This window comes from Rhizobacter sp. P2_G4 (assembly GCF_056403575.1).
This window is the reverse complement of the sequence record NZ_JBFUFG010000002.1, coordinates 346,991-370,780: the sequence shown is the minus strand read 5'-3', so window position 1 is coordinate 370,780 and position 23,790 is coordinate 346,991. Positions and strand designations below refer to the sequence as shown.

Genomic DNA, 23,790 nt, shown 5'->3' with positions numbered 1-23,790 from the left:
GAAGCGCCGTCATGGCGTCAGCTCGAAGGTCGCCGAGCCGTCGTCGTTGTCCTGCACGAACTTGATGGCCGGGTGGCGCGCAACGTAGCGCTTTGCGCCGCTGCCGGTCAGGAAAGTCATGGCCACGCCGGGCACCGGCTGGATCTTCCAGTTGCCGTCGGCGCTCGGGTTGAACTGGCCGCCCTTCTCGCCGGCTGCCGCCTGTGCGAGGTAGTCGACCAGCACCTGGCGGTTCTCGTCGGGTGCGTCGAGCACCACGTTGGCGGCGACGAGACCCGGGAAGTTGCCTCCGCCGTAGGCGCGGTAGTTGTTGGTCGCGACGATGAAGCGCGCCGTCGGCTCGACCGGCTTGCCCTGGTAGCGCAGGTTCTGCACGCGGTGCGCGTCGGGCGCGGCCAACGCGCCGTTGCCGGTGTAGCGGGCCGGCTGCGCGAGGTCGAGCTCGTAGCTCACGCCGTCGAGCGTGTCGAAGTTGTACGAGCGGAAGGTTTCGTCGAGCAGCGGCTGGCGCGCCGCGCCCTTCGGGTCGATGCGGCGAAACTGGCCGGCCGACATCTCGATCCACTCGCGCACCTGCGCACCCGTCAGCAGCATCGCCTTCACGGTGTTCGGGTACATGTAGAGATCGGCAATGTTCTTCAGCGCGAGCGGGCCGGCAGGAATGTCGGTGTAGTAGTTCCAGCCCTGTCGGCCACCAGTCTTGAACGGCGCCGCGGCCGACAGCACCGGCAGCTTTTCGTAGCCGGTGCCTTGCATCGCGCGCTTCACGTAGGCGATCTGCGCGTTCGAGACGACCTGCACCGATGGGTCGTCGGCCACCTGCGCGAAGTAGCTGTAGATCGGGTCACTGCTCACCGCCACGCGGCCGCGGATGTAGTCGAGCGTGCGCGCGTGTTCATCGCCGATCGCCTGCTCGACCAGCGGGTCGGCCGCGGCCAGCGAGCGCTTGGCCGCACGGTCGTAGATCGGGCGGATGGACGACTGGCTGGTGAGCACCTTCCACGCGTCGCCACTGTGGTCGAGCGTCAGGTCGATCACGCCCAGGTGGTCGCCCCAGCGGCCCGGCATCACGGCCGGCACGCCATTGATCGTGCCGCGGGCGATGTCCACGTGCGGCCGGTTGGCGAAGTCGGGCCCCGGGAACTCGGCGTGTGAGTGGCCGAACAGGATGGCATCGATGCCCGGCACCTCGGCCAATTGGCCGACTTCGTTCTCGGCCAGCTCGCCCGTCCACGTGCGCTCGAGGCCGGAGTGCGGAATCGCAATGATGACGTTCGCGCCCTTCGCGCGCATCTCCGGCACATAGCGCCGCGCGGTGGCAGCGATGTCGCGCACCACCACCTTGCCCTCGAGATTCGTCTTGTCCCACTGCATGATCTGTGGCGGCACGAAGCCGATCACGCCTACCTTGATGGGGTGCGCCACGCCAGCCGCATCGACCAGCTGGCGATCGAGCAGCACGTACGGCGTGAAAGCGTGCTTCGCTTTCGGGCCGGCCTTGTCGGCATCGTCGACGAAGACGTTCGCGTTAACGTACGGAAAGGCCGCCCCCGCGAGCGCTCGCCGCAGGAAGGGCAGGCCGTAGTTGAAGTCGTGGTTGCCGATGTTGGCGGCGTCGTAAGCGAGCCGGTTCATCACCTTGTAGGCGGGGTGCACCTGCCCGTCCTGCAGCGGCTGCACTTTCGCGACGAAGTCACCGAGCGGATTGCCCTGCAGCAGGTCGCCGTTGTCGAACAACAGGCTGTTTGGTGCTTCCGCCCTCGCCGCCTTGATCAGCGTGATGGTGCGCGCCAGGCCGTACTGGTCAGTCGTGGTGTCCTGGTAGTAGTCGTAGCTGAGCAGGTTCATGTGGAGATCGGTCGTCTCCAGGATGCGCAGCTTCACTTCCACGGCACCGGCGGCACTGCAGCCGGCGGCGAGCAGCAGCGCGAATGCGGTGCGGCAAAGGTTCATGCAGGTTCCTTCAAGGGTCAGCGGTTCTGTGCTGAGGCGATGCGCCGGGCAAGGTCGTCGATGCCGGCGGGCGACAGGTCCGCCGTCTCGGTGATCTGCCGCTGTGCCCATTCGCGAAAGTGCACGCGCTGCGATCGCGAGTAGGCCGGGTCGTAGTGCCTCACGGCCAGCTGCTCGAACAGGGGCGCCAGGTCACCGGCATGAGCCATCGCCTGCCACGCGGCGATCGTCTCCTTGCCATGCAGCGCCGTCAGCATGCCGAGCCGCTCGGCCAGCCAGTCAGGCCGCTCGCCGAGGTAGGCGTAGTCGCGCAGCAGATACGCCAGGCGCGCTTCGAGCGTGGCGTGGATCTCGATGCATGGGCTGGCGCGCATGCGGTCGACCAGCGGCACCGGCACGGTGAGTCGGCCGATCTTGCGGCTTTCGCCTTCGACGTAGAGCGGTCGGGCCGGGTCAACGCCTTCCAGCATCGCGGCGAGCGCCGTCTCGAAGCCGGTCTGCGAGGGCTGCGGTGCATCCGGCAAATCACCCAGCAGCGAGCCCTTGTGGCGGGCCGCGCCTTCGAGGTCGAGCGTCTGTTCGCCTTGCGCGGCCAGCGCATGCAGCACCCGTGTCTTGGCGCTGCCGGTAGCTCCGCACACCACCACCAGCTGCAGCCTCGGCGCCAGCGTCTCGAGGGTGTCGATCACGTGGCGGCGCCAGCTCTTGTAGCCGCCGGCGAGCTGGTGTGCGTCCCACCCCACCATGCGCAGCCAGGTGGTCATCGAGCCGCTGCGCAGGCCGCCGCGCCAACAGTAGACGAGCGGCTTCCAGCTCGCAGGCTTGTCGGAGAAATGATCCTTCAGATGGCGTGCGAGATTGGCGGCCACCATGCCGCCGCCGACACGCCGCGCCTCGAAGGCACCCCGCTCCTTGTAGAGCGTGCCGACGATGCGCCGCTCGTCGTCGTCGAGCACCGGGCAGTTGATGGCGCCGGGAATGTGGTCGATCGCGTATTCCGCCGGCGAACGCGCGTCGACGATCGTGTCGAAGCGGTGGCGATCGGCGACGCGGGTCGGCTCTTTCATGCAGCGACGCTGAGCGCGGCTTCGCCGGCTTCCATGCGGCCGATGACCGCGGCGGCGTCGAAGCCTTCTTTGCGGAAGATGCGCAGCACCTCGTCGACGGCACCCGGCGCGCAGCTCACCAGCAGGCCGCCGCTGGTCTGTGGGTCGGTGAGCAGCGCGCGCGCCATCGGCGGCAGGGCGCCGTCGAGCTGAACCTCGGCGCCGTAGCCGGCCCAGTTGCGGTCTGATGCGCCGGTGATGCAGCCGCCCTCGGCCAGCGCGGTGATGCCGTCGAGCACGGGCACACGGCTCCACTCGATCACGGCGCGCAGGCCGGCGCCTCGCGCCAGCTCGAGCGTGTGGCCGGCGAGGCCGAAACCGGTGACGTCGGTCAGCGCATGCACGCCATCGAGCTGCGCCAAGGCGATGCCTGGCGTGTTCAGGCGTGTCGTGGTGTCGATGAGTTGTGCATAGCCGGCAGCATCGAGGCGGTTCTTCTTCAACGCGGCGGAGAGCACGCCCACGCCGAGCGGCTTGCCGAGCACCAGCACGTCGCCGGCCTGCGCATCGCGGTTGCGCCGCACCCGCTTCGGGTGCACCAGGCCCATCACCACCAGCCCATAGATCGGTTCGACCGAGTCAATGGTGTGGCCGCCCGCGATCGGTATGCCGGCCGCGCGGCACACGGCCTGCCCGCCTTCCAGCACGCGGCCGATCACCTCCACCGGCAGCTGGTTGATCGGCATCGCTACCAGCGCCAGCGCCATGATGGGCTTGCCGCCCATGGCGTAGACGTCGCTGATGGCGTTGGTGGCAGCGATGCGGCCAAAGTCGAACGGGTCGTCGACGATGGGCATGAAGAAGTCGGTGGTGGCGATGAGCGCCTGCTCGTCATTGAGCTGGTAGACGGCCGCGTCGTCAGCCGTCTCGATGCCGACCAGCAGCTCCTTGGGCAGCAGGCCGCCTGCGCCGCTGTGGCGCAGGATCTCCGACAACACGCCGGGCGCGATCTTGCAGCCGCAGCCGCCGCCATGCGAGAAGCTGGTGAGGCGGATCGGCGCGGGGGTCGATTCGATCGAGGTTTTGGTGTCCATGGGCGCCTTTTTTCGCAGCCTCGCATTATCGCGAGGGGTGGGGCCGCGACACCGGGTTCCTAGAATCCCCCTCTTCGCGCCGACCGGCCGCTCACAAAAAATCTCACCATGACCCTGTTCACCCGTTCTCTCTGCGCTCTGGCGCTGCTCGGTTCCATGGCTGCTACTGCCATGGCGCAGACCACCACCCTGCGCGTCTCGGCCATCCCGGATGAGGCGCCCACGGAGCTGCAGCGCAAGTTCGCCCCGCTGGGCGACTACCTCGCCAAGGAAACCGGCCTGGCGGTGCAGTTCATTCCCGTGACCGACTATGCCGCCGTGGTCGAAGGGCTGGCCACGAACAAGATCGACATGGCTTGGCTCGGCGGCTTCACTTTCGTGCAGGCGCGCCAGCGCACGCAAGGCGGCGCGTTGCCCATCGTGCAGCGCGCGGAAGACGAGAAATTCACCAGCAAGTTCATCGTGCCGATCGACAGCGATGCGAAGACGCTGGCCGACCTGAAGGGCAAGACCTTCGCCTTCGGCGCCGCCTCATCGACCTCGGGCAGCCTGATGCCGCGCTTCTTTCTGCTGCAGGCCGGCATCGAGCCTGAGCGCGACTTCAAGACCGTGGCCTACAGCGGCGCGCATGACGCCACTGTCGCCTTCGTGGCCGCCGGCCGCGCGGGAGCCGGCGTGCTGAACGCCTCGGTGTGGGACAAGCTGGTCGAAGCCGGCAACCCCAACGCGGCCAAGGTGCGCGTGCTGGTCACCACCCCGCCGTACTACGACTACAACTGGACGGTGCGGCCCGGCCTCGACGCCGCCGTCACCAAGAAGCTCACCGACGCGTTCCTGAAGCTCGACGCCGCCAAGCCCGCCGACAAGGAAATCCTCGCGCTGCAACGCGCAAGCCGCTTCATCGCCACGAAGTCGTCCAACTACGACGGCATCGAAGCTGCCGGCAAGGCCGCCGGGCTCATCAAGTAAGCCGCGCATGGGCTTCACCCTGTCCGGCTGCGGGCTGGTCCACGCCAATGGCCACCGCGCGCTGGAGCAGGTGAGCCTGGCCGCAGTGCAAGGCGAGCGGCTGGCGGTGATCGGTGCCTCGGGCGCCGGCAAGACCACCCTGCTGCGTGTGCTGGGCGCTTCGCTCAAACCCGGCGAGGGCGAGGTGAATTTGCTCGCCAGCGCACCGTGGCGCCTGGCACCCGGGCCGCTGAGGCGCTTGCGCGCACGCATCGGCACCATCCATCAGCAGCCGCCGATCCCGCCGCGCCTGCGCGTGGTCACGGCCGTGCTGGCGGGCCGACTGGGTCGGTGGCCGCTGTGGCGCGCCATCGCCTCTCTGGTCTACCCGGCCGACATGGCCGGTGCCCACGCGGCGCTGGCGCAGCTCGGCCTGGGTGACCGCCTGTTCGACCGCTGCGACCGGCTCTCGGGCGGCCAGCTGCAGCGGGTGGGTATCGCACGCGTGCTCTACCAGCAGCCGGCGCTGATGCTCGCCGATGAACCCGTCTCGTCGCTCGACCCGACGCTGGCCGACCAGACGCTCGCTGCCCTCGTGGCCGCCAGCGAGCGCGACGGCGCCACGCTGGTGGCCTCGCTGCATGCGGTGGACCTGGCGCTCAAGTGGTTCCCGCGCATCGTCGGCATGCGCAGTGGGCGTGTGGTGTTCGACCTGCCAGCCGGCAGCGTGACGCCGGAGATGCTGTCGGCGTTGTATGCCTCCGAGGGTGGTGTTCCGCCGGTCCATGGTGTCGACCAACACCCGCACGACTCGGCAGCTCCCGACGTGGTCGCCTCGCCGGCGCTGCAGCCCGCTCGCCTGTGACAGCCCTCGCCTCGCCACCCGCCGCCGTCGCCCGCGACCCAGCGTGGTCCGGTCGCGTCGGCGGCTTCATCGCCTTCGTGGTGGTGCTGTGGCCGCTGCTCGCGTGGTCGGAGTTCCGTCCCTGGCTGCTCTTCGATTCACAGGGCCTGCAAGCCATGCGTGGCTTCCTCGCCGGCTTTCTGCCGCCGTCGACGGCCCCCAACTTTCTGGCGCTGCTCGCGCGCGGCACGCTCGAAACACTGGCCATGGCCACTGCCGGCATGGCGCTCGCGTTCGTGCTGGCCGCGCCGCTCGCGTTCGTGGCGACGCGCGCGCTGTCGATCTCCCGCATCGGGCCCGGGCCTGGCGTGTGGCGTGCGGCCGGCGTGAGGCAATCGGCGCGCTTCGTGCTCATGGTGCTGCGCGCCGTGCCCGAGGTGGTGTGGGCGCTGGTGCTGGTGCGCGCGTTGGGCCTCGGGCCGGGCGCTGGCGTGCTGGCACTCGGCATTGCGTACGGTGGCCTGCTCGGCAAGGTCTACAGCGAGATCCTCGAATCGACGGACACACAGCCGGCCCGTGCGCTGCTCGAAGCCGGCGGCGGCCGAGTCTCGGCCTTGCTGTACGGCCTGGTGCCCGGCGCCGCGCAGGAGCTGGCCTCGTACACCGTCTACCGCTGGGAGTGCGCAGTGCGCGCCTCGGTGGTGATGGGTTTCGTGGGCGCAGGCGGTTTGGGGCAGCTGATGGACCAGTCGATGAAGATGCTCAACGGCGGCGAGGCCAGCGCCATCTTGCTGACCTTCTTGCTGCTGGTGCTGCTGGCCGATGGCATCAGCGCGGCATTGCGCAAGGCCCTGGCATGACGACGCCGCAGACACTGCCGATCGCCTTCGACGGGCGCGCCTGGCGCCCCTGCTTCGCCTGCCTGGCGGGCGCATTGGGGCTGCTGGCCGTCGTGGTGGCGAGCTTCGCTTACCTGTCGGTCGGCTGGGGCGGCCTGTTCAGTGCCGAATCGCTGCGCCTGATGGGCCGCTTCATCGCCGAGTTCTTCCCGCCCGATCTGTCGGGCAGCTTCCTGGCCCGCACGGTCGAAGCGTCTTTGCAGACGCTCGCGGTGTCGAGCATCGGCACCTTGCTCGCCGCGCTGGTGGCGATGCCGCTCGCGCTGCCGGCTTCGGGCCGCTTTGGGCGGGTGAGCCGGGCCGCATCGCGCCTGCTGCTTAACGTGCTGCGCAGCGTGCCCGAGCTGGTCTGGGCCACGCTGATGGTGCTCGCGGCCGGGCTCGGGCCGATGGCCGGCACGCTGGCGCTCGCAGTGCACACGGCCGGCGTGCTGGGCCGCCTCTTCGGCGAGACCCTGGAGAACCTGCCGGCCACCACCGAGCGGGCGCTGCGCGAAGCCGGTGCCGGCCCGGTTGCCGCCTTTGGCTACGCCAACTTGCCGCTGGCCGCGCCGCAGTGGCTGGGCTATGCGCTGTATCGCTGGGAGATGAACATCCGCATGGCGGCGGTGCTCGGCTTCGTTGGCGCGGGCGGTCTCGGGCAGATGCTGTATTTCCACCTCTCGCTGTTCCAGCAGGCGCAGGCGATGACCGTGCTGCTGGCCATGTTCGTGCTCGTGGTCGGCGTGGACGCAGCCAGCGGCTGGCTCAGGCAGCGCCTGGCCCCTGCACGCCACTAGGGCGACGCCTTAGGGCACGCCTGCTCCCTACAATGCTTGCATGAAATTTTCGCCCTCGATCGCCTGCGACAGGCTACCTCTGCTCGTGACCGGGCACTGACATGGCTGTCTTCACTGAAGTCTCGTTCGACGACGCCGCCGCACTGATCGGCCGCCTGGGCATTGGCGAACTCACCGCGCTCAAGGGCATAGCCGCCGGCATCGAAAACACCAACTACTTTGCCGACACCGCGCAAGGCCGCTACGTGCTCACGGTGTTCGAGCGCCTGAGCTTCGAGCAGCTGCCCTTCTACCTGCACCTGATGAAGCACCTGGCCACGCACGGCGTGCCGGTGCCCGAGCCGCAGGCCGACGCCAGCGGCGAGATCCTGCACATGCTGTACGGCAAGCCTGCCGCCGTGGTCAACCGCCTGAGCGGCAGCCACCAGCTCGCACCCGACACCCTCCACTGCGAAAGCGTGGGCGCTATGCTCGCGCGCATGCACCTGGCGGGGCAAGACTACCCGCGCCACCAGCCCAACCTGCGCGGGCTCGAATGGTGGGGCGAGACGGTGCCGGTGGTAGCACCCCACCTCACGCCCGCGCAGCGCACGCTGATCGAAAGCGAGCTGGGCTTCCAGCAGCAACTCGGCGCATCAGCCGCCTACGCGGCGCTGCCGCGCGGCCCGATCCATGCCGACCTGTTCCGTGACAACGTGATGTTCGAAGGCCACAAGCTCACCGGCTTCTTCGACTTCTACTTCGCCGGCGTTGACACCTTTCTGTTCGACATCGCGGTGTGCCTGAACGACTGGTGCATCGACCTCGAAAGCGGTCGCCTGGTCGAAGAGCGTGCCGTCGCCTTCGTGGCTGCGTACGACGCCGTGCGCCCGCTCGGGTCGAGCGAGCGGCGGCTGATGCCGGCGCTGATGCGCGCTGCCGCGCTGCGCTTCTGGATCTCGCGCCTGTGGGACTTCCATCTGCCGCGCGACGCCGCCGTGCTGAAAGCCCACGACCCCACCCACTTCGAACGCGTGCTGACACACCGGGTCAATGAACCCTGGCACCCGGCTTTCATCTGACACACGCGATTCACAGGTCCACAGACCCTTCATGAAACTTCAACTCGTCCCCGCCAGCCGCGGAGCGCTGTGGGTGCGCCAGGGCTTTCGCGTCTTCTTCTCGCGGCCGCTGTCCTTCATGGCCTTGTTCGGCGTCTTGCTGCTGGGCATGCTGGTCGCGCAGCTCCTGCCCTGGATCGGCGCGCTGCTTTTCTGGGCCTGCATGCCGCTCGTCACGCTGGGCTTCATGCTGGCCACGCAGCAGAGCCTGCAAGGCCGCTACCCAACGCCAAGGGTCTTCATCGAACCCTTGCGCGGCGAGCGTTCGCGCGCGCGTGCCCTCTGGCAGCTGGGTGCCATCTATGCTGTGACCATGCTCGTCGTTGCCTCGGTCTACAGCTGGATCGATGGCGGCCGCTACGCCGCATTGCAGAACGCCGTCGCGAGCGGCAAGGCCACGCCCGAGAGCGTGGGCGAGCTGCTGGACGACTCACGGCTGCAGATGAGCCTGCTGTGGTTCGCAAGCGCCGCCACGCTGTTCAGCCTGCCGCTGTGGCATGCGCCGGCGCTGGTGTACTGGGGCGGCCAGACCGCGCTCAAGTCCTTGTTCTTCAGCACCGTGGCCTGCTGGCGCAACAAGGGTGCCTTCGTGATTTACGCGCTGACGGGGGTCGCTGCGGTGATGGCTTTCGCGCTGGTCAGCTCGATCCTCTTTGCGCTGCTGGGCCTGCCCGGTGTGGCAGCCGTCGCCATGGCGCCAGCAGTGTTGCTGTTCGTCGCCGTGTTCTACGCTTCGCTGTACTTCACCTTCGCCGATTGTTTCGAGATGCCGCCGTTGGCCCCACCCGCCGAGAAGGAGACTTCCCCATGAGCACACCCACATCGATCGCCATCGTCACCGGTGCCGGTACCGGCATCGGGCGCGCCACCGCGCTCGCGCTGCTGCGCGCCGGCTACGGCGTGGTGTTTGCCGGGCGGCGTGCCGAGCCATTGCAAAAGGCGGTGGCCGATGCCGGTGCGCTGGCGGCGAATGCGCTGGCCGTGCCCGCCGACGTTGCCGACCCGGCCTCGGTGAAGGCCTTGTTCGACGCCACGCACGCACGCTTCGGCCGGCTCGACCTGCTGTTCAACAACGCCGGCACAGGCGCGCCGCCGGTGCCGCTCGACGAGCTGAGCTACGAGCAGTGGAAGACCGTGCTCGACGCCAACCTGACCGGCGCCTTTCTCTGCACGCAGCAGGCCTTCCGCCTGATGAAGAACCAGAGTCCGCGCGGCGGCCGCATCATCAACAACGGCTCGATCTCGGCCCACGCACCGCGGCCCAACAGCGCGCCCTACACCGCCACCAAGCACGCGATCACCGGGCTCACCAAGTCGACCTCGCTCGACGGCCGGGCCTTCGACATCGCCTGCGGCCAGATCGACATCGGCAACGCCGCCACCGACATGACCGAGCGCATGACGCGCGGCGTGCCGCAAGCCAACGGCGAGATGATGGTCGAGCCACGCATGGACGTGGAGCACGTCGCCAACGCCATCGTTCACATGGCCGCGCTGCCGCTCGAATCGAACGTGCAATTCATGACCATCATGGCAACGAAGATGCCCTTCGTCGGCCGCGGCTGACGCCTTCGGTCATTCGAGTCGTCMAATAAAAAAGCCACGGGCTTGCGCCCGTGGCCAGACTCGCATCCCAGTTCTTGTTCGAGTTGTTCTGATCAGCCGATCACCGGCAAGCCGGTGAGGTAGCCCACCGACGCGCCGAAGCGGTCTTTGTAGTTCGCGCGCACCAGCGGGTCCAGGTCGGCCTGCACCTTGGCGTGCAAGCTCGCGCTCCAGTCGCCCGGGTGCTGGAAGTTGCTCATGATGTAGGTCCAGCCGTTGATCTGGTCGACGGCGTGCAGGCCGGTCGACTCGCCGCCCGCCGGAATCGACAGCAGACGAGACAGCACCTTGGTGTCCACGTTGTACGCCCACAGGAAGTTGTTGACGTGCGTGCTGCTGTCTTCGCCGATGAAGAGCGTGCGCAGCTTCTCGGAGAACTTGAGGTTGTCGGGGTTGCCGATTTTGTCCGGGTTGGAGAGGTTGCCCAGCGCATCGGCCACGGCGAGGTCTTCGCCCACCAGCAAGGCCTTCGTCTGCACAGGCACCCACTCGCTGTTGATCGCGGCGCCCGCCGTGTCTTTCTGGCCACCTGCCAGGCTGTGCTGCATCACGCCGCCGGCCACCAGCTTCTTCTCGATCGTGACGTTCATCGACTCGCGCCACGCGAGGTCACCTCGCACCATCGACGCTTGCATGTTTTGCAGCGCCGAGTACGCCACCTTGTCCTTGATGTTGACGGTCGTGCCTTCCATCTTGGTGTAGGCCATGCTGCCGCCCATCAGGTTGGCGTAGCGGTGCGTCTCGAGGAAGGCCGCGGCCTTCTCCATGCCCGGCACCAGCTTGATCCAGTTGGCCTTGCCGTCGCAGAAGACCTTGGTGTAGCTGGCATCGGCCGGGTCGGTCTTGCTGACGGCCATGATGTCGCTCGCCTTGAGCGTGTTGGCCAGCGCTTCGATCTCGGCGCTCGTTGCGTGACCCAGGTTGATCCAGCTCAGCGGCGCACCGGCAGCGGCGGGGTCGATCGAGAAACCGGCGCCCACCTGGGCAACGTACAGCGTGCCGGCCGACAGGTCTTTCTCCTTGTCGGCGACGAACATGAAGAAGCCGCCGTTGGTGTAGTCGTCGCCCATGATCGCGGTACGCTGGTCAGGCATCACCTGAATCAGCTCATGCGAGATGCGGCCCAGACAGTAGTGCTTCTTGATGGTGCCGGTGCCATCGGGGTTGACCGTCACTTCCGGCAGGTGGCCGTAGTGGTAAGGCTTGGCGGTGGTCTCGTCACCGAAGATGTTCTTGCTGTAGGCCTTGAACTGGGCGTTGGTGTCGATGAAGGCCGCATCCGGCTCGTACTCTTCGCTCGACAGGTGCGTGCCCCACGGTGAGAGGCTGGCGCCGCAGGTGATCCAGAGTCCGTGCGCAGCCGAGGTGTCGACGTTGTGGTACTTCACGAGGCTCAGCTTGCCAGTGGTCTGGTCCTGGTCCAGCGTGAGCACGGCAATGGGCGAGGGCAAGGTGCCGTAGGTGTCGCCCAGGGCCTGGTTGCGCGTCGTGTACTCGAACTGCACCACCGCGAAAACCGGCTTGCCCTTGATGCCAGCGACCGTCGTGCTGGGCAGGGTCAGCAGCGAGCTGCCATCGGGAGAGTCGGAGAAGAACTGGCGCTCCTTGCCAGGCACCGACGTGTCGATGATCGGCTGGCCGTGGATGTCCACATAGCCGCCGCTCAGCACGGTGCCGCCCTTGCCGTCGGACACCATGTCGCCGGTAGCGAAAAACGGTTCGTACTTCAGCGCGAAGGTCTGGGTGCTGCCGTCGCTGTATTTCGCGACCAGCTGCGAGCCGACCGTCACAGTGGCCATGGCGGCGGCTTGCGCCGCGCTCAGCGGCACGGTCGTGGCGGGTGCAGCCATGCCGGTGAAGCTGACCGAGGTGATGGTGGCGGCCGGCGTGGCCGGGGCTGGATCATCGTCGCCACCGCCGCAGGCGGTGAGCAGGCCGGCAGCGCCGGCATAGCCGGCCAACGGCAGCAGCGGCGCGCCCGAGAAGGCCTTCAGCAGCCGGCGGCGGGATTCGTTGGGCGCCTGGATCGTGGTGTCGAGATCGTTTTTGTGAGCGTTTGTCATGAATGCTTCTTTGGGCTGGATGGGACTTCGTCTGGCACCCAGCACCATAGAAAGAAGGCGTGAAAGGTCCATGACAGACCCGTGACGATTCGGTGACAGCACGCCGGCAAGCGCGGCAGTTGCCGTCACAATGCGGACGGTCCCAACCATGCAGCCCCAACAAGGAGAACGGTCTCGATGAGCAACATCCATTTCATCGGTGGTGAAAAAGGCGGCGTCGGCAAATCGCTGGTGGCGCGCGTTCTCGCGCAATACATGATCGACAAGCAGCTGCCGTTTCTCGGCTTCGACACCGACCGCTCCCATGGCGCGCTGATGCGCTTCTATGCCGGCTATGCCTCGCCGGTGGTGGTGGACCGCTACGAAGCGCTCGACGCCATCGTCGAAGCCACCGTCGACCAGCCGCAGCGCCGCATCCTCGTCGACCTGGCGGCTCAGACGCATGAGCCGCTGGTGCGCTGGATGGACGACTCGGGCGTGCTCAACCTGGTCGACGAGATGGGCTCGACCGTGCACTACTGGCACGTGATGGACACCGGCAAGGACTCGGTCGACCTGCTCAAGAAGCTGCTCGACCGCTTCGGCCCGGCGCTCAGGTACGTGCTCGTGCGCAACCACGTGCGCGGCAGCGACTTCAGCGTGCTCGAGCAATCCGGTGAACAAGCGCGAGCCCTGTCGCTTGGCGCCCAGCTGGTGTCGGTGCGCAAGCTGCACGACTCCGTCATCAACAAGATAGACGCCACCAGCAGCAGCTTCTGGAAGGCCAAGACACCGCAGGAAGCCGAAGGGCCGTCGAGCCTAGGACTGATGGACCGCCAGCGCCTCAAGATGTGGTTGCGCGATACCTACCGCGAGATCGACGAAGTCGAGGTTTGACGGCCCCCCAGTCGCTTCGCTCCTGCCCCCGAGGGGCGCCACCCAGCGGACCGGCAAAGCCGGATCCGCGGGTGTTGCTTGATGAGAGCGTCGCTTCGCTTGCCCTTCTGTTGCTTGCGTGACAACAGCCGCTCAGGCTAAGGCATCGAAGCCCCGCACCGTAGTAGCTACTGGCAGAGCCTCGGGAGGCGCAGTACTGCCAGCGGCCTATTGCGCTCCGGTGCTCAAGCTCCTACCGGCTTGCCGTCGGTGCGGCGCACGACGACAGTCGACGAGCGCGGCGGCAAGCTGTTGCCTTGCACGTTCGATGGCCAGGTTCCGGTCGGATGCTGGATGTTGATGAAGAAGGTCGCGAGGTCCGGCGTGTAGGCGATGCCGGTGATCTCGCAGCCATCCGGCCCGACCAGGAAGCGCGTCGACTGCTTCGTCTTCTGGTCGACGTAGTACATCGAGTTGTTGCCGAAGGTGTTGGTGATCGCGGCGTCGGTGTTCGCATCCGTCTGCACCCACAGGCGGCCTTGGGGGTCCACGCGCAGTCCGTCGGGGCTTGAGAAGGTGTCGCCCGAGATGTTGCCCTTGGCAGTCGCGTCGGTGAAACGCGCGTCGCCGCCCAGCAGGAAGATCTCCCACTTGAAGGTGGTGGCGAGCGGCGAGTCGTCGGTTTCGCTCCAACGGATGATGTGCCCGTGCGGGTTGCCGGCGCGCGGGTTTGCAGCGTCTGCCACCTTGCGGCCGCCGTTCTTGGTCAGCGTGACGTAGATCTTCTTGTCCGGGCCGACGGTGACCCACTCGGGGCGGTCCATCTGCGTTGCGCCGGCCACGCGGGCGGCGGCCTTGGTGTTGATCAGCACGTCGGCTTGCGTCGTGAAGTCCACGACGGTGGTGGCGGGCGCGGTGGCCGATTGCGGCACCAGGCCCGGGTCCACGGCACCGACGGTCAGGCCGTTCGTGCCCTGCACCAGTGCGATCCACTGGCCCGTGCCGTCAGCGTTGAACTTGGCGGCGTAGAGCGTGCCGTTGTCGAGCACGGTGCCATTGGCGCTGCGGTCGCTCAGATTGACCTTGGCACTCGGCACGAACTTGTAGATGCAACCCGGCGTGCCGTCGTCGCCCATGTACAGCGCCATGTTGTTGGCGGCGTCGAGCATGTACGAGGTGTTCTCGTGGTCGAAGCGGCCCAGCGCCGTGCGCTTGACCGGCGTGTTGGCGAGCTTGCCCTGCGGGTCGATCTCGACGACCCAGCCGTAGCCCTGCGCAGGCTGCGTGGGGTCGAGGTAGTTGTCGGTTGTCTCTTCGCAGGTGAGGTAGGTGCCCCAGGGCGTGGCGCCGCTCGAGCAGTTGTTCAACGTGCCGACCACGGTGGCACCGACCACCGCAGCCGCGGGGCCGCTGACGTTGAAGACGGTGTTGCCGGTGTAGCGCTTGTTGTAAGGAGAATCCTTCTTCACGGCCCACTTGCCCGACTTCAGTTCCACCTCGATCACCGACACGCCGACCGACGACAGCACGATCTTCAGATCTTCGGCAGTCGCTGGCGACGGCAGCGTCCCGTTCGGGAACAGGATGGCCGCATCCGGCGCTTCGTGGTTGATGGCCAGCAATCCGCCCAGCTTTGGGTCGACACCCGGCAGTTCGTAGAAGTGCATGCCGTCGTGCTGACCACCCGAGAACTTTTCGGTGTCTGCCGAGCCGAGAAAGGTGCCGGTGAATGCCGTGCTGCCTGCAACGACCGCATCGCCGGCACTGAACATCACGTCGACGGTGTAGCCCTCGGGCACGATGACCGCGTTGCCGGTGGTGGCCGTGACCTTGCGAAAGCCCACGCCGTAGTTGGTGTCGGGCGTGGCAACGGGAGCGTCATCGTCGCCACCGCCGCAGGCAGCGAGGGCTGCGCTGCCAAACACGGCGGCGATGGAAGCGCCGAAGCCGCCTTTGAGCAGCGAGCGGCGCTGCACCTGTGCCTTCTCCAGCACGTCGCCGAACATTTGCCCGGGGACGAGTTCGATTTCGGTACGGCCGGTACGGGCTGCGTGTTCGGCACGCAGCCGATCGGTGATGTAGGACATGCGGGTTCCTGTGGGTTGGTAACTCACCACATCGTAGAAACGCCGTGTGACATGAACGTGACCTGAACGAAAACCGGGCTCGGCTGCGGGCTACCTGATCTGCGTCGGCCAAGCTACGGTATGCCCGCGCGCAAGCCGTCGGGGCTCGATATCCCGCTCGAGATCCGGCACTTTCTGCGCAGACCATCACATTCGACCGTATTAACCCGGGTGTGCTGAACAGATCAGCCCACCCAGACTGCGCCGCACCAATAAGGAGACCCTTTCATGCGTCGCGCTTCCCTTTCCGTTCGCTCTCTCTGCGCATCCCTGCTCGCAGCCACCGCGATGAGCCTCTGTGCTACGCCGGCCCTGGCGGCGAGCGAAATCGTCATAGGCCAGGTCGTGCCGCTCAGCGGCGTGATTGCCGGCACCGGCGACGAATACGCCTCTGGTGCCGCAGCCTACTTTGCCGGTGTCAATGCCAAGGGCGGCATCTACGGCCGCAAGATCCGCGTCGTGCAAAAGGACGATGCGTACAAGCCCGAGGCAACGCTCCAGTTCACGAAGGAGATCATCGACAAGGAGAGTCCGGTCGCCTTGTTCGGCTTTGTCGGCACGGCCAACATCCTCGCGCTGAACAAGAACAACGTGCTGAGCGACAACAAGATCGCCTTGCTCGCCCCGTACACAGGCGCCGAGGACCTGCGTAACCCGGTCAACCCCTACCTCTTCCACATTCGCGCCAGCTACACCGACGAGACGGCCAAGATGGTGGAGCACCTGCACACGATCGGCCTGCGCAAGTTCGCGGTGTTCTACCAGAACGACGGCTTCGGCAAGAGCGGCCTGGCCGGTGCCGAAGCGGCGTTGACCAAGCTCAATCTCAAGGCCGTAGCGACCGGCAACTACGACCGCAGCAAGCCCGAGGAGATCGAAACCGCCGCCGCGGCGATCGCTGCCGCCAACCCTGACGCCGTCATCATGRTGGCCGTCAACAAAGCCTCGTCGGCCCTCATCAAGAAGCTGCGCGCCTCAGGCAACAAGGCACGCCTGTTCAGCATCTCGGTGGTGAACTTCAAGGAGCTGCTGAAGAACACCGGCGACGACTTGGCACGCGGCGTCGGCATCTCTCAGGTGATGCCCTTCCCTTACAACATGAATTCGCCGGTGGCGGTGGTGCGCGAATTCCACAGCGCGATGAAGCAGTACGCGCCGGCCAAGACGATCTCTTATGCCAGCATGGAAGGCTTCATCGCTGCGAAGGTCCTGGTCGAGGCCGTGAAGCGCGCCCGTGCCGACCCATCACGCGAAAAGGTGCTGGCTCAGTTGGCTGAAATGCGCGACTACGACGCCGGCGGTTTCAAGATCAATTTCGGTGGCGACAACCGTGTCGGTTCGCACTTCGTCGAAGTAACGGTCATCAGCCGCGACGGGCGCCTGCTGCGGTAACGACGCGCTGAGAGGCGGGGGGCGCAGTGGCCCGCCCGTCACTCGATCGGCGTCAGCTTGGCCACACTCGAGCCAGCCACTTCATGCCATGCCGCCCGAAGTTGATCAACGGCTGCGGCTCTTGATGTTGTATCGCGTCTGGCCGTGCGGCACGCAGGTCTGGCCCAACCTCAGGTTGGGCCCTAGCGTGCTTCTTTCACGCGCACCGCGCAGTCGCGGCCACCCATGGCGCAGATCGATCGGCAAGTGCTTCATACTCGTTGCGACCCGAGCGCGGGTGACGGGCCCCCGCCTGAAGCACCAAAAGGCAACGCGCCGGCAAACAGGAGGAACATCCATGCCCCGTCCGCAGACCATGCGCAACTCGCTCATGCTCGGCCTCGCCCTGCTGCTCGCGAGCACACAGCTCTCAGCACAGATTCTCGTGGGACAGACCACCGGCTTCAGCGGCATTTCAGCCGCTTCGGTGAAAGAGACCAGCGCCGGTGCCGCGCTGTGGCTGGATGCAGTGAACGCCAAAGGCGGCGTCAACGGCCAGAAGATCGAGTTGATCGCGCTCGACGACAAGTCCGACCCCAAGCTCGCGGCCGAGAACGCGCGCACGCTCATCGAGAAGCGCAAGGTGATCGCGCTCTTTCTCACGCGCGGCACGCCGACCAATGAAGCCATCATCCCCGTGCTCGACGAGCTGGGCGTGCCGCTTATCGCGCCCTCCACAGGTGCCATGGTGTTGCACAAGCCAGTGAAGAAGCACGTCTTCAACGTCCGCACGCCATATCAAACCGAAACGGAGAAGGCGATCCCGCAGCTGGTGGCGATGGGCATCTCTCGCATCGGCGTGCTCCAGACCGACGACTCCTTCGGCCGCGATGCCATCCTCGGTGCCGAACGCGGCTTCACGAACACCAAGCTGAAGCCCGTCTTCGTCGAGGTGTTCGATCGCAACAAGCCGGACTTCGGGCCCGCCGCGGCGCGCGTCGTCAAAGAGAACCTGCAGGCGGTGCTGGTCCTCGGCTCTGGGTCCGCGGTCGGGAAAGCCATGGTCGCGATCCGCGCGACCGGCTCGAAGGCGACACTGGTGTCGCTGTCGAACACCGCGTCCGGAGGCTTCGTCAAGGACTTGGGCGACAACGCACGCGGCACGATGGTGACGCAGGTGTTCCCGAGCGAGCGGGCGCTCAGCATGCCCATCGTGAAGGAGGCGAACGACCTGCTTCGCGCCAACAAGAGCACCGTGGAGCTGTCTCCGGCGATGCTCGAAGGCTATGCCAGCGCCAAGGTGCTGGTCGAGGCGCTGCGCCGCGCGGGCAAGAAGCCGACCTCCGAAGGCGTGCAGCGTGCGCTGGAAGAGATGTCGCGCTTCGACCTCGGCGGCATCGAACTCGGCTTCAGCCCGACCGACCACACCGGACTCGAGTCGTCGGATCTTTCGATCGTCGGCGCCAACGGCCGTTTCCAGCGCTGAGCGTGTTGCGGCCGCGCGGCGTCGTCGACGCCGTGCGGGCCGTGCCGTCAAGGCGCCGGGGACGCGAGCGGCTTGCCTTTCTCGACCACGTACACGCCCACCAGTTTCGTTGCCGTGTCGCTCGCGTTGTGGGCGTCGTGGACGGTTCCGGCCGGGATCACGAAGGACTCGCCCGCCTTCACGACGCGGGGCGCCTGCCCATCGACGAGCAGTTCAACCTGGCCTTCGAGCACATAACTGATCTCGTCACCCGGGTGGGTGTGGCGCCCGGCGCGCGCGCCAGGTGCCACCTCGACCCGGGCCACCACCGCCTCGCGGCCAGGAACCGACACGTCGGCCTTGCCGACGAGCGTGCGAGTCAGCCCACTGGCTTGCGCGAAGAGGCCGCCCGCGGCGACAAGCAGCGCAGCGCCCAAGAGACACGCGGGCTTGCTGAGTTGGAATTTCATCGTGAGCCTTCAGGATTGCAGGGAGCTTCGTTTCTACCTCGACAGCCACGCCATGTCATTCCGGTTTAGCCCGCCCGGGATGACGGTGCCTGAAGGCGCCCAGCAGGGCGTCACTCGATCGGCGTCAGCTTCGCCACGCTCAAGGCCAGCCACTTCATGCCGTGGCGGCCGAAGTTGATCTGCGCACGGGCATCGTCACCGCTGCCCTCCAGCGTGACGATCACGCCTTCGCCGAACTTGGTGTGGAACACCGACTGCCCGGTGCGAAGCGCCACCCCGTCGGAGGTGGCCACCTTGGGCGCCATGCTCTTCGGAACGGTCGACGGCTGTGCGCCCGCGCCCACCATCGATTTCAGGCCGGAGCCGCGCTCCCAGGCCGATTGGTACTCGCGCGCAAAGCCGGAGCCGAAGCCCTGGTTACGCGGCGTGATCCAGCGCAGCGCCGACTCGGGCAGCTCGTCGAAGAAGCGGCTTTTGATGTTGTAGCGCGTCTGGCCGTGCAGCATGCGCGTCTGGCTGAAGCTCAGGTACAGGCGCTTGCGTGCGCGCGTGATCGCCACGTACATCAGGCGGCGCTCTTCTTCCAGGCCGTCGACGTCGGACACGCTGTTCTCGTGCGGGAACAAGCCCTCTTCGAGGCCGGTGATGAAGACGGCGTCGAACTCCAGGCCCTTGGCCGAGTGCACCGTCATCAGCTGGATCGCGTCCTGCCCCGCCTGCGCCTGGTTGTCGCCGGCTTCGAGCGATGCGTGCGTCAAGAAGGCGGCGAGCGGCGACATGATCTCGCCGGTCTCGGCGTCCGGCGTCAGGTCGACGGAAGCCACTGCGGGCGGGTCACCCTCGGTGAGCGCACCGGCGTGTTCGTCGATCGGCAAGGCCACGGCGTCCTTGCCAAAGCCTTCCTGCGTGACGAAGGCTTCGGCGGCATTGACCAGTTCTTCCAGGTTCTCGAGCCGGTCCTTGCCTTCCTTGTCGGTCTTGTAGAAGTCGATCAGGCCCGACGCGTGCAGCATGTGTTCGATGATCTCGCGCAGCGTGAGGCCGCGCGTGGCCTCGCGCATCGAGTCGATCAGCGCGACGAAGGCTTGCAAATTGTTGCCGCTCTTGCCACTGAGCGCGCCCACGCTCTGGTACAGGCTGCGCCCGGTCTGGCGCGCGGCATCCTGCAGTTGCTCGATGCTGCGCGCGCCGATGCCGCGGGTCGGGAAGTTGACCACCCGCAGAAAGCTGGTGTCGTCGCTCGAGTTCTCGATCAGCCGCAGGTAACTCAGCGCGTGCTTCACCTCGGCCCGCTCGAAGAAGCGCAGGCCGCCGTACACCTTGTAGGGCATGCCGGCGTTGAAGAGCGCGCTCTCGATCACGCGGCTCTGCGCATTGCTGCGGTAGAGCAAGGCGATGTTGCTGCGCGCGATGCCGTCGCGGTGCAGCTGCCGCGCTTCGTCGACGAACCACTGCGCTTCTGAAAAATCGCTCGTGGCCTCGAACACCCGCACCGGCTCGCCAGGACCGGCCTCGGTGCGCAGGTTCTTGCCGAGCCGGTTCGAGTTGCGCGAGATCAGCTCGTTGGCCGCGTCGAGGATGTTGCCGAACGAACGGTAATTACGCTCGAGCTTGATGACCTGCTCGACCTTGAACTCGCGCTCGAACGCTGTCATGTTGCCGACCTGCGCGCCGCGGAAGGCGTAGATGCTCTGGTCATCGTCGCCCACCGCGAGCACCGCGGTCTCGGGGCCTGCGAAGACCTTGAGCCAGGCGTACTGCAAGCGGTTGGTGTCCTGGAACTCGTCGACGAGGATGTGGCGAAAGCGCCGCTGGTAGTGCTCGCGCAGCGCCTGGTTGTCGCGCATCAGCTCGTAGGTGCGCAGCATGAGCTCGGCGAAGTCGACAACGCCCTCGCGCTGGCACTGGTCTTCGTAGGCCTGGTAGACGGCGGCGAGCGTGCGGGTCTGCTCGTCGCGGACCTCCACGTCCTTCGGGCGCAGGCCTTCTTCCTTGCTGCCAGCGATGAACCAGGTCACCTGCTTCGGCACAAAGCGCTCTTCGTCGAGGTTCATCGCCTTGATGACGCGCTTGACGGCCGAGAGCTGGTCGCTCGAATCGAGGATCTGAAAGCCTTGCGGCAGGTTGGCCATCTTCCAGTGCGCCCGCAGAAAGCGGTTGCACAAGCCGTGGAAGGTACCGACCCACATGCCGCGCACGGGCACGGGCAGCATCGCGCCCAGGCGCGTCAGCATCTCTTTCGCGGCCTTGTTGGTGAAGGTCACCGCCATCACGCCGCCGGGCGTGAGCTGGCCGTTCTGGATCAGCCAGGCGATGCGCGTGGTGAGCACGCGCGTTTTGCCGGAGCCGGCTCCCGCAAGGATCAGCGCCGACTTGCCGGGCAGCGTGACGGCTGCCAGCTGCTCGGGGTTGAGGTTGGCCAGCAGGCCGGTGGACGGGGGGGCGTCGAACGGCAGCTCGCCGTCGGAAGAGAACTCGGTCATCGGGGGATTCTAGGAGCCGACGTTTTGATCACCCTTCATCGACCACCGTGGGCTGCACGCTCGGCTGCTCCCGCGGCCCGAGCTGGAAGAAGATGAACGCCGCCACCATCGACAAGCCGCCCACGCACAGAAAGGTGGCGTGAAAGCTCTCGATCACCGATGACTCGGCCGCATGGAACTTCGCGCCGGTGAAGGCCGCGAGCAGCGCCCCACCGGCCGCCACGCCCAGGCTCATCGACAGCTGCATCACCACCGACAGCAGGCTGTTGCCGCTGCTGGCGGTGGCTTCGTCCAGGTCGCCCAGCGTGAGTGTGTTCATCGCGGTGAACTGCATCGAGTTGACGACGCCGAACACGCCCAGCATCACCAGGATCAACACATGCGGCGTGGTTTTGCTCACCAGCCCGAAGGCCGCGATGACCAAGCCGAGCAGCAGCGTGTTGCTGACCAGCACCGTGCGATAGCCCAGGCGTTTGATCATCGGCTCGGCAAAGAGTTTGCACAGCATGGCGCCGAGTGCGGTCGGGATCATGCTCATGCCGGTGACCGATGGCGAGTAGCCGAGCCCGACCTGCATGAACAGTGGAATGAGGAACGGCATGGCCCCGCTGCCCAGCCGCGAGAACAGGTTGCCTGCGAGGCCGATGGCAAAGGTGGGAATGCGCATCAGCGCCGGGCTGAACAGCGGCTGCTTCGCGCGCGTGGCGTGCAGCCAGTAGGCGACCATGGCCGCGAGGCCACCCACGAGCAGCAGCATCGACGCCGCCACGCTCATCGCATGCTCGCCCAGGCCTTGCAACGCGAGCGAGACCATCACCAGGCCCGACGAGAACATCACGAAGCCGCGCAGGTCGAAACGCTGGCCCACGGCGCCCCGCAGGTCGGGCATGTAGCGCTGTGCCACCACCACGCCGATCACACCCACCGGCAGGTTGATCAGGAACACCCAGTGCCAGGTGGCGACTTGCACCAGCCAGCCGCCGAGCGTGGGCCCCACCAGCGGCCCGACCAGGCCCGGCAAGGTGACGAAGGTGAGCGCCTTGAGCAACTCCGCCCGCGGGAAACCACGCAAGATCGCCAACCGCCCGACGGGCAACAGCAAGGCACCGCCGAAGCCCTGCACGATGCGCGCTCCGACCAGCATGGCGAGCGACGGCGACAGCGCACACAGCAGCGAGCCCAGGCTGAACATCACGATCGCGCTGACGAAGATGCGCCGCGTGCCGAAGCGGTCGGACAGCCAGCCCGAAGCCGGGATCAAGAGCGCCACCGTGAGCATGTAGGCGATGACCACCGACTGCATGCGCAGCGGGCTCTCGCCCAGGCTCGCCGCCATGGCAGGCAGCGCGGTGTTGAGGATGGTGCCGTCCAGCGTTTGCATGAAGAACGCGATGGCCACGAGCCACGGTAGCAGGCGTTTGGTGGACGGGTCGAGGGCCATTGACCCTGCAGTGTAGAAGGCGTCTCGAAGCCCCTTCGAGGGCAGGCCATAGCTGCGTACAATTCGCCACCGGGCCCAAATTTTTGTGTCCGGTTTTTTGTTTCTGCACCGCCCACGCCGGCGGCCTTCGCAGAACAGCCGGGTCACCAAGTCAAGCGCTCGCAGCCATTGGGCCGCGCACTGCGTCTCTTCTGACATCAACGCGCCGCTTCTTATCTGTGACCTTAAGGAGCCTTCACATGGAAATCTTCGATTACGACAACGTTCTCTTGCTGCCGCGCAAGTGCCGCGTGGAAAGCCGCTCGGAATGCGATGCCTCGATGCAGTTCGGCGACCACACCTTCAAGCTGCCGGTGGTGCCGGCCAACATGAAGACGGTGGTCGACGAGCCCATCAGCGCGTGGCTCGCCGCCAACGGCTACTTCTACGTGATGCACCGCTTCGACGTGGACAACGTGGCCTACGCCCGCCGCATGCGCGACAAGGGTCTGTTCGTGTCGATCAGCTCGGGCGTGAAGCCGGCGGACTTCGCGGTCATCGACCGCCTGGCCGCCGAGGGCGTGGGAGCCGACTACATCACCATCGACATCGCCCACGGCCACGCCGAGAGCGTGCGCAAGACCATCGAGCACATCAAGCAGAAGCTGCCCAAGACCTTCGTGATCGCCGGCAACGTGGCGACGCCCGAGGCGGTGATCGACCTCGAGAACTGGGGCGCCGATGCGACCAAGGTCGGTGTGGGCCCGGGCAAGGTCTGCATCACCAAGCTGAAGACCGGCTTCGGCACCGGTGGCTGGCAGCTCAGCGCGCTGAAGTGGTGTGCCCGCGTGGCGACAAAGCCCATCATTGCCGACGGTGGCATTCGCGACCACGGCGACATCGCCAAGAGCGTGCGCTTCGGTGCGGCAATGGTGATGATCGGCTCGCTGTTCGCAGGGCATGAAGAATCACCAGGCCAAACCGTCGAAGTCGACGGCAAGCTCTTCAAGGAGTACTACGGCTCGGCCAGCGACTTCAACAAGGGCGAGTACAAGCATGTGGAGGGCAAGCGCATCCTCGAGCCCATCAAGGGCAAGCTTGCCGACACGCTTCGAGAAATGCGCGAAGACGTGCAGAGCTCGATCAGCTACGCCGGCGGCACGCGGCTGGCCGACATCCGCAAGGTGAACTACGTGATCCTCGGTGGCGACAACGCCGGCGAACACTTGCTGATGTAAAACTGAACTGCGGCTTTGTGTCCGGTGGGAC

The 23,790-nt window shown here is 66.6% G+C and carries 19 protein-coding genes; 11 read left to right on the top strand and 8 right to left on the bottom strand.

The window, feature by feature from the left end:
- Positions 1–9: 9 nt before the first annotated feature.
- From AC1DYS_RS08235 to selD, 3 genes are read right to left on the bottom strand one after another with little or no spacing between them, the layout of a single operon-like run.
- Positions 10–1,953 carry a bifunctional 2',3'-cyclic-nucleotide 2'-phosphodiesterase/3'-nucleotidase gene (locus AC1DYS_RS08235; protein WP_477897904.1) on the bottom strand — a complete coding sequence of 648 codons (1,944 nt, stop codon included), beginning with the start codon at positions 1,951–1,953 and terminating at the stop codon, positions 10–12.
- Positions 1,954–1,970: 17 nt separating this feature from the next.
- Complete coding sequence (mnmH, locus tag AC1DYS_RS08230; RefSeq protein ID WP_477897902.1) at positions 1,971–3,020, bottom strand: tRNA 2-selenouridine(34) synthase MnmH; 1,050 nt, start codon at positions 3,018–3,020, stop codon at positions 1,971–1,973.
- Complete coding sequence (selD, locus tag AC1DYS_RS08225; RefSeq protein WP_477897900.1) at positions 3,017–4,093, bottom strand: selenide, water dikinase SelD; 1,077 nt, start codon at positions 4,091–4,093, stop codon at positions 3,017–3,019. Before selD ends, mnmH begins: the two co-directional genes overlap by 4 nt.
- A gap of 108 nt (positions 4,094–4,201) precedes the next feature.
- Between selD and AC1DYS_RS08220 the strand changes: the two genes are divergently transcribed.
- From AC1DYS_RS08220 to AC1DYS_RS08190, 7 genes are all read left to right on the top strand, one after another.
- Positions 4,202–5,062, top strand: a complete 861-nt coding sequence (locus AC1DYS_RS08220; RefSeq protein ID WP_477897898.1) for a putative selenate ABC transporter substrate-binding protein — start codon at positions 4,202–4,204, stop codon at positions 5,060–5,062.
- A 7-nt stretch (positions 5,063–5,069) separates the two neighbouring features.
- Entirely contained in the window at positions 5,070–5,906 is an 837-nt protein-coding gene (locus AC1DYS_RS08215) for a phosphonate ABC transporter ATP-binding protein (RefSeq protein ID WP_477897896.1), read from the top strand.
- Positions 5,903–6,745 carry a PhnE/PtxC family ABC transporter permease gene (locus tag AC1DYS_RS08210; protein ID WP_477897894.1) on the top strand — a complete coding sequence of 281 codons (843 nt, stop codon included), beginning with the start codon at positions 5,903–5,905 and terminating at the stop codon, positions 6,743–6,745. The genes AC1DYS_RS08215 and AC1DYS_RS08210 overlap by 4 nt, the downstream gene beginning before the upstream one ends.
- Entirely contained in the window at positions 6,742–7,563 is an 822-nt protein-coding gene (gene phnE, locus AC1DYS_RS08205; RefSeq protein WP_477897892.1) for a phosphonate ABC transporter, permease protein PhnE, read from the top strand. Before AC1DYS_RS08210 ends, phnE begins: the two co-directional genes overlap by 4 nt.
- Positions 7,564–7,664: 101 nt before the next feature.
- Positions 7,665–8,624, top strand: a complete 960-nt coding sequence (locus tag AC1DYS_RS08200) for a homoserine kinase (protein ID WP_477897890.1) — start codon at positions 7,665–7,667, stop codon at positions 8,622–8,624.
- Between the two features lie 31 nt (positions 8,625–8,655).
- Positions 8,656–9,474, top strand: a complete 819-nt coding sequence (locus tag AC1DYS_RS08195; protein WP_477897888.1) for a BPSS1780 family membrane protein — start codon at positions 8,656–8,658, stop codon at positions 9,472–9,474.
- A complete protein-coding gene (locus AC1DYS_RS08190; RefSeq protein ID WP_477897886.1) occupies positions 9,471–10,229 on the top strand; it encodes an SDR family oxidoreductase in 759 nt (252 codons plus the stop codon). Before AC1DYS_RS08195 ends, AC1DYS_RS08190 begins: the two co-directional genes overlap by 4 nt.
- 92 nt (positions 10,230–10,321) lie before the next feature.
- On the opposite strand, the gene AC1DYS_RS08185 is transcribed toward AC1DYS_RS08190, so the two are convergent.
- A complete protein-coding gene (locus tag AC1DYS_RS08185; RefSeq protein ID WP_477897884.1) occupies positions 10,322–12,331 on the bottom strand; it encodes a PhoX family protein in 2,010 nt (669 codons plus the stop codon).
- Positions 12,332–12,508: 177 nt separating this feature from the next.
- Between AC1DYS_RS08185 and AC1DYS_RS08180 the strand changes: the two genes are divergently transcribed.
- Positions 12,509–13,207 carry a P-loop NTPase family protein gene (locus AC1DYS_RS08180; protein WP_047484848.1) on the top strand — a complete coding sequence of 233 codons (699 nt, stop codon included), beginning with the start codon at positions 12,509–12,511 and terminating at the stop codon, positions 13,205–13,207.
- A gap of 224 nt (positions 13,208–13,431) precedes the next feature.
- On the opposite strand, the gene AC1DYS_RS08175 is transcribed toward AC1DYS_RS08180, so the two are convergent.
- A complete protein-coding gene (locus tag AC1DYS_RS08175; protein ID WP_477897882.1) occupies positions 13,432–15,273 on the bottom strand; it encodes a PhoX family protein in 1,842 nt (613 codons plus the stop codon).
- A 267-nt stretch (positions 15,274–15,540) separates the two neighbouring features.
- Between AC1DYS_RS08175 and AC1DYS_RS08170 the strand changes: the two genes are divergently transcribed.
- Together AC1DYS_RS08170 and AC1DYS_RS08165 are read left to right on the top strand one after the other, a co-directional pair.
- Positions 15,541–16,704, top strand: a complete 1,164-nt coding sequence (locus tag AC1DYS_RS08170) for an ABC transporter substrate-binding protein (protein ID WP_477897880.1) — start codon at positions 15,541–15,543, stop codon at positions 16,702–16,704.
- Between the two features lie 337 nt (positions 16,705–17,041).
- The gene (locus AC1DYS_RS08165; protein ID WP_477897878.1) at positions 17,042–18,169 is read left to right on the top strand and encodes an ABC transporter substrate-binding protein; all 1,128 of its coding nucleotides are present in this window, start codon (positions 17,042–17,044) and stop codon (positions 18,167–18,169) included.
- A 47-nt stretch (positions 18,170–18,216) separates the two neighbouring features.
- On the opposite strand, the gene AC1DYS_RS08160 is transcribed toward AC1DYS_RS08165, so the two are convergent.
- From AC1DYS_RS08160 to mdtD, 3 genes are all read right to left on the bottom strand, one after another.
- The gene (locus AC1DYS_RS08160) at positions 18,217–18,618 is read right to left on the bottom strand and encodes a cupin domain-containing protein (protein WP_477897876.1); all 402 of its coding nucleotides are present in this window, start codon (positions 18,616–18,618) and stop codon (positions 18,217–18,219) included.
- A gap of 110 nt (positions 18,619–18,728) precedes the next feature.
- Positions 18,729–21,101, bottom strand: a complete 2,373-nt coding sequence (locus tag AC1DYS_RS08155) for a UvrD-helicase domain-containing protein (protein WP_477897874.1) — start codon at positions 21,099–21,101, stop codon at positions 18,729–18,731.
- A 28-nt stretch (positions 21,102–21,129) separates the two neighbouring features.
- Positions 21,130–22,542, bottom strand: a complete 1,413-nt coding sequence (mdtD, locus tag AC1DYS_RS08150) for a multidrug transporter subunit MdtD (RefSeq protein WP_477897872.1) — start codon at positions 22,540–22,542, stop codon at positions 21,130–21,132.
- A gap of 239 nt (positions 22,543–22,781) precedes the next feature.
- Between mdtD and AC1DYS_RS08145 the strand changes: the two genes are divergently transcribed.
- Positions 22,782–23,759: a GMP reductase gene (locus tag AC1DYS_RS08145; protein ID WP_477897870.1), complete on the top strand. Its 978-nt coding sequence runs from the start codon at positions 22,782–22,784 to the stop codon at positions 23,757–23,759.
- Positions 23,760–23,790 lie beyond the last annotated feature (31 nt).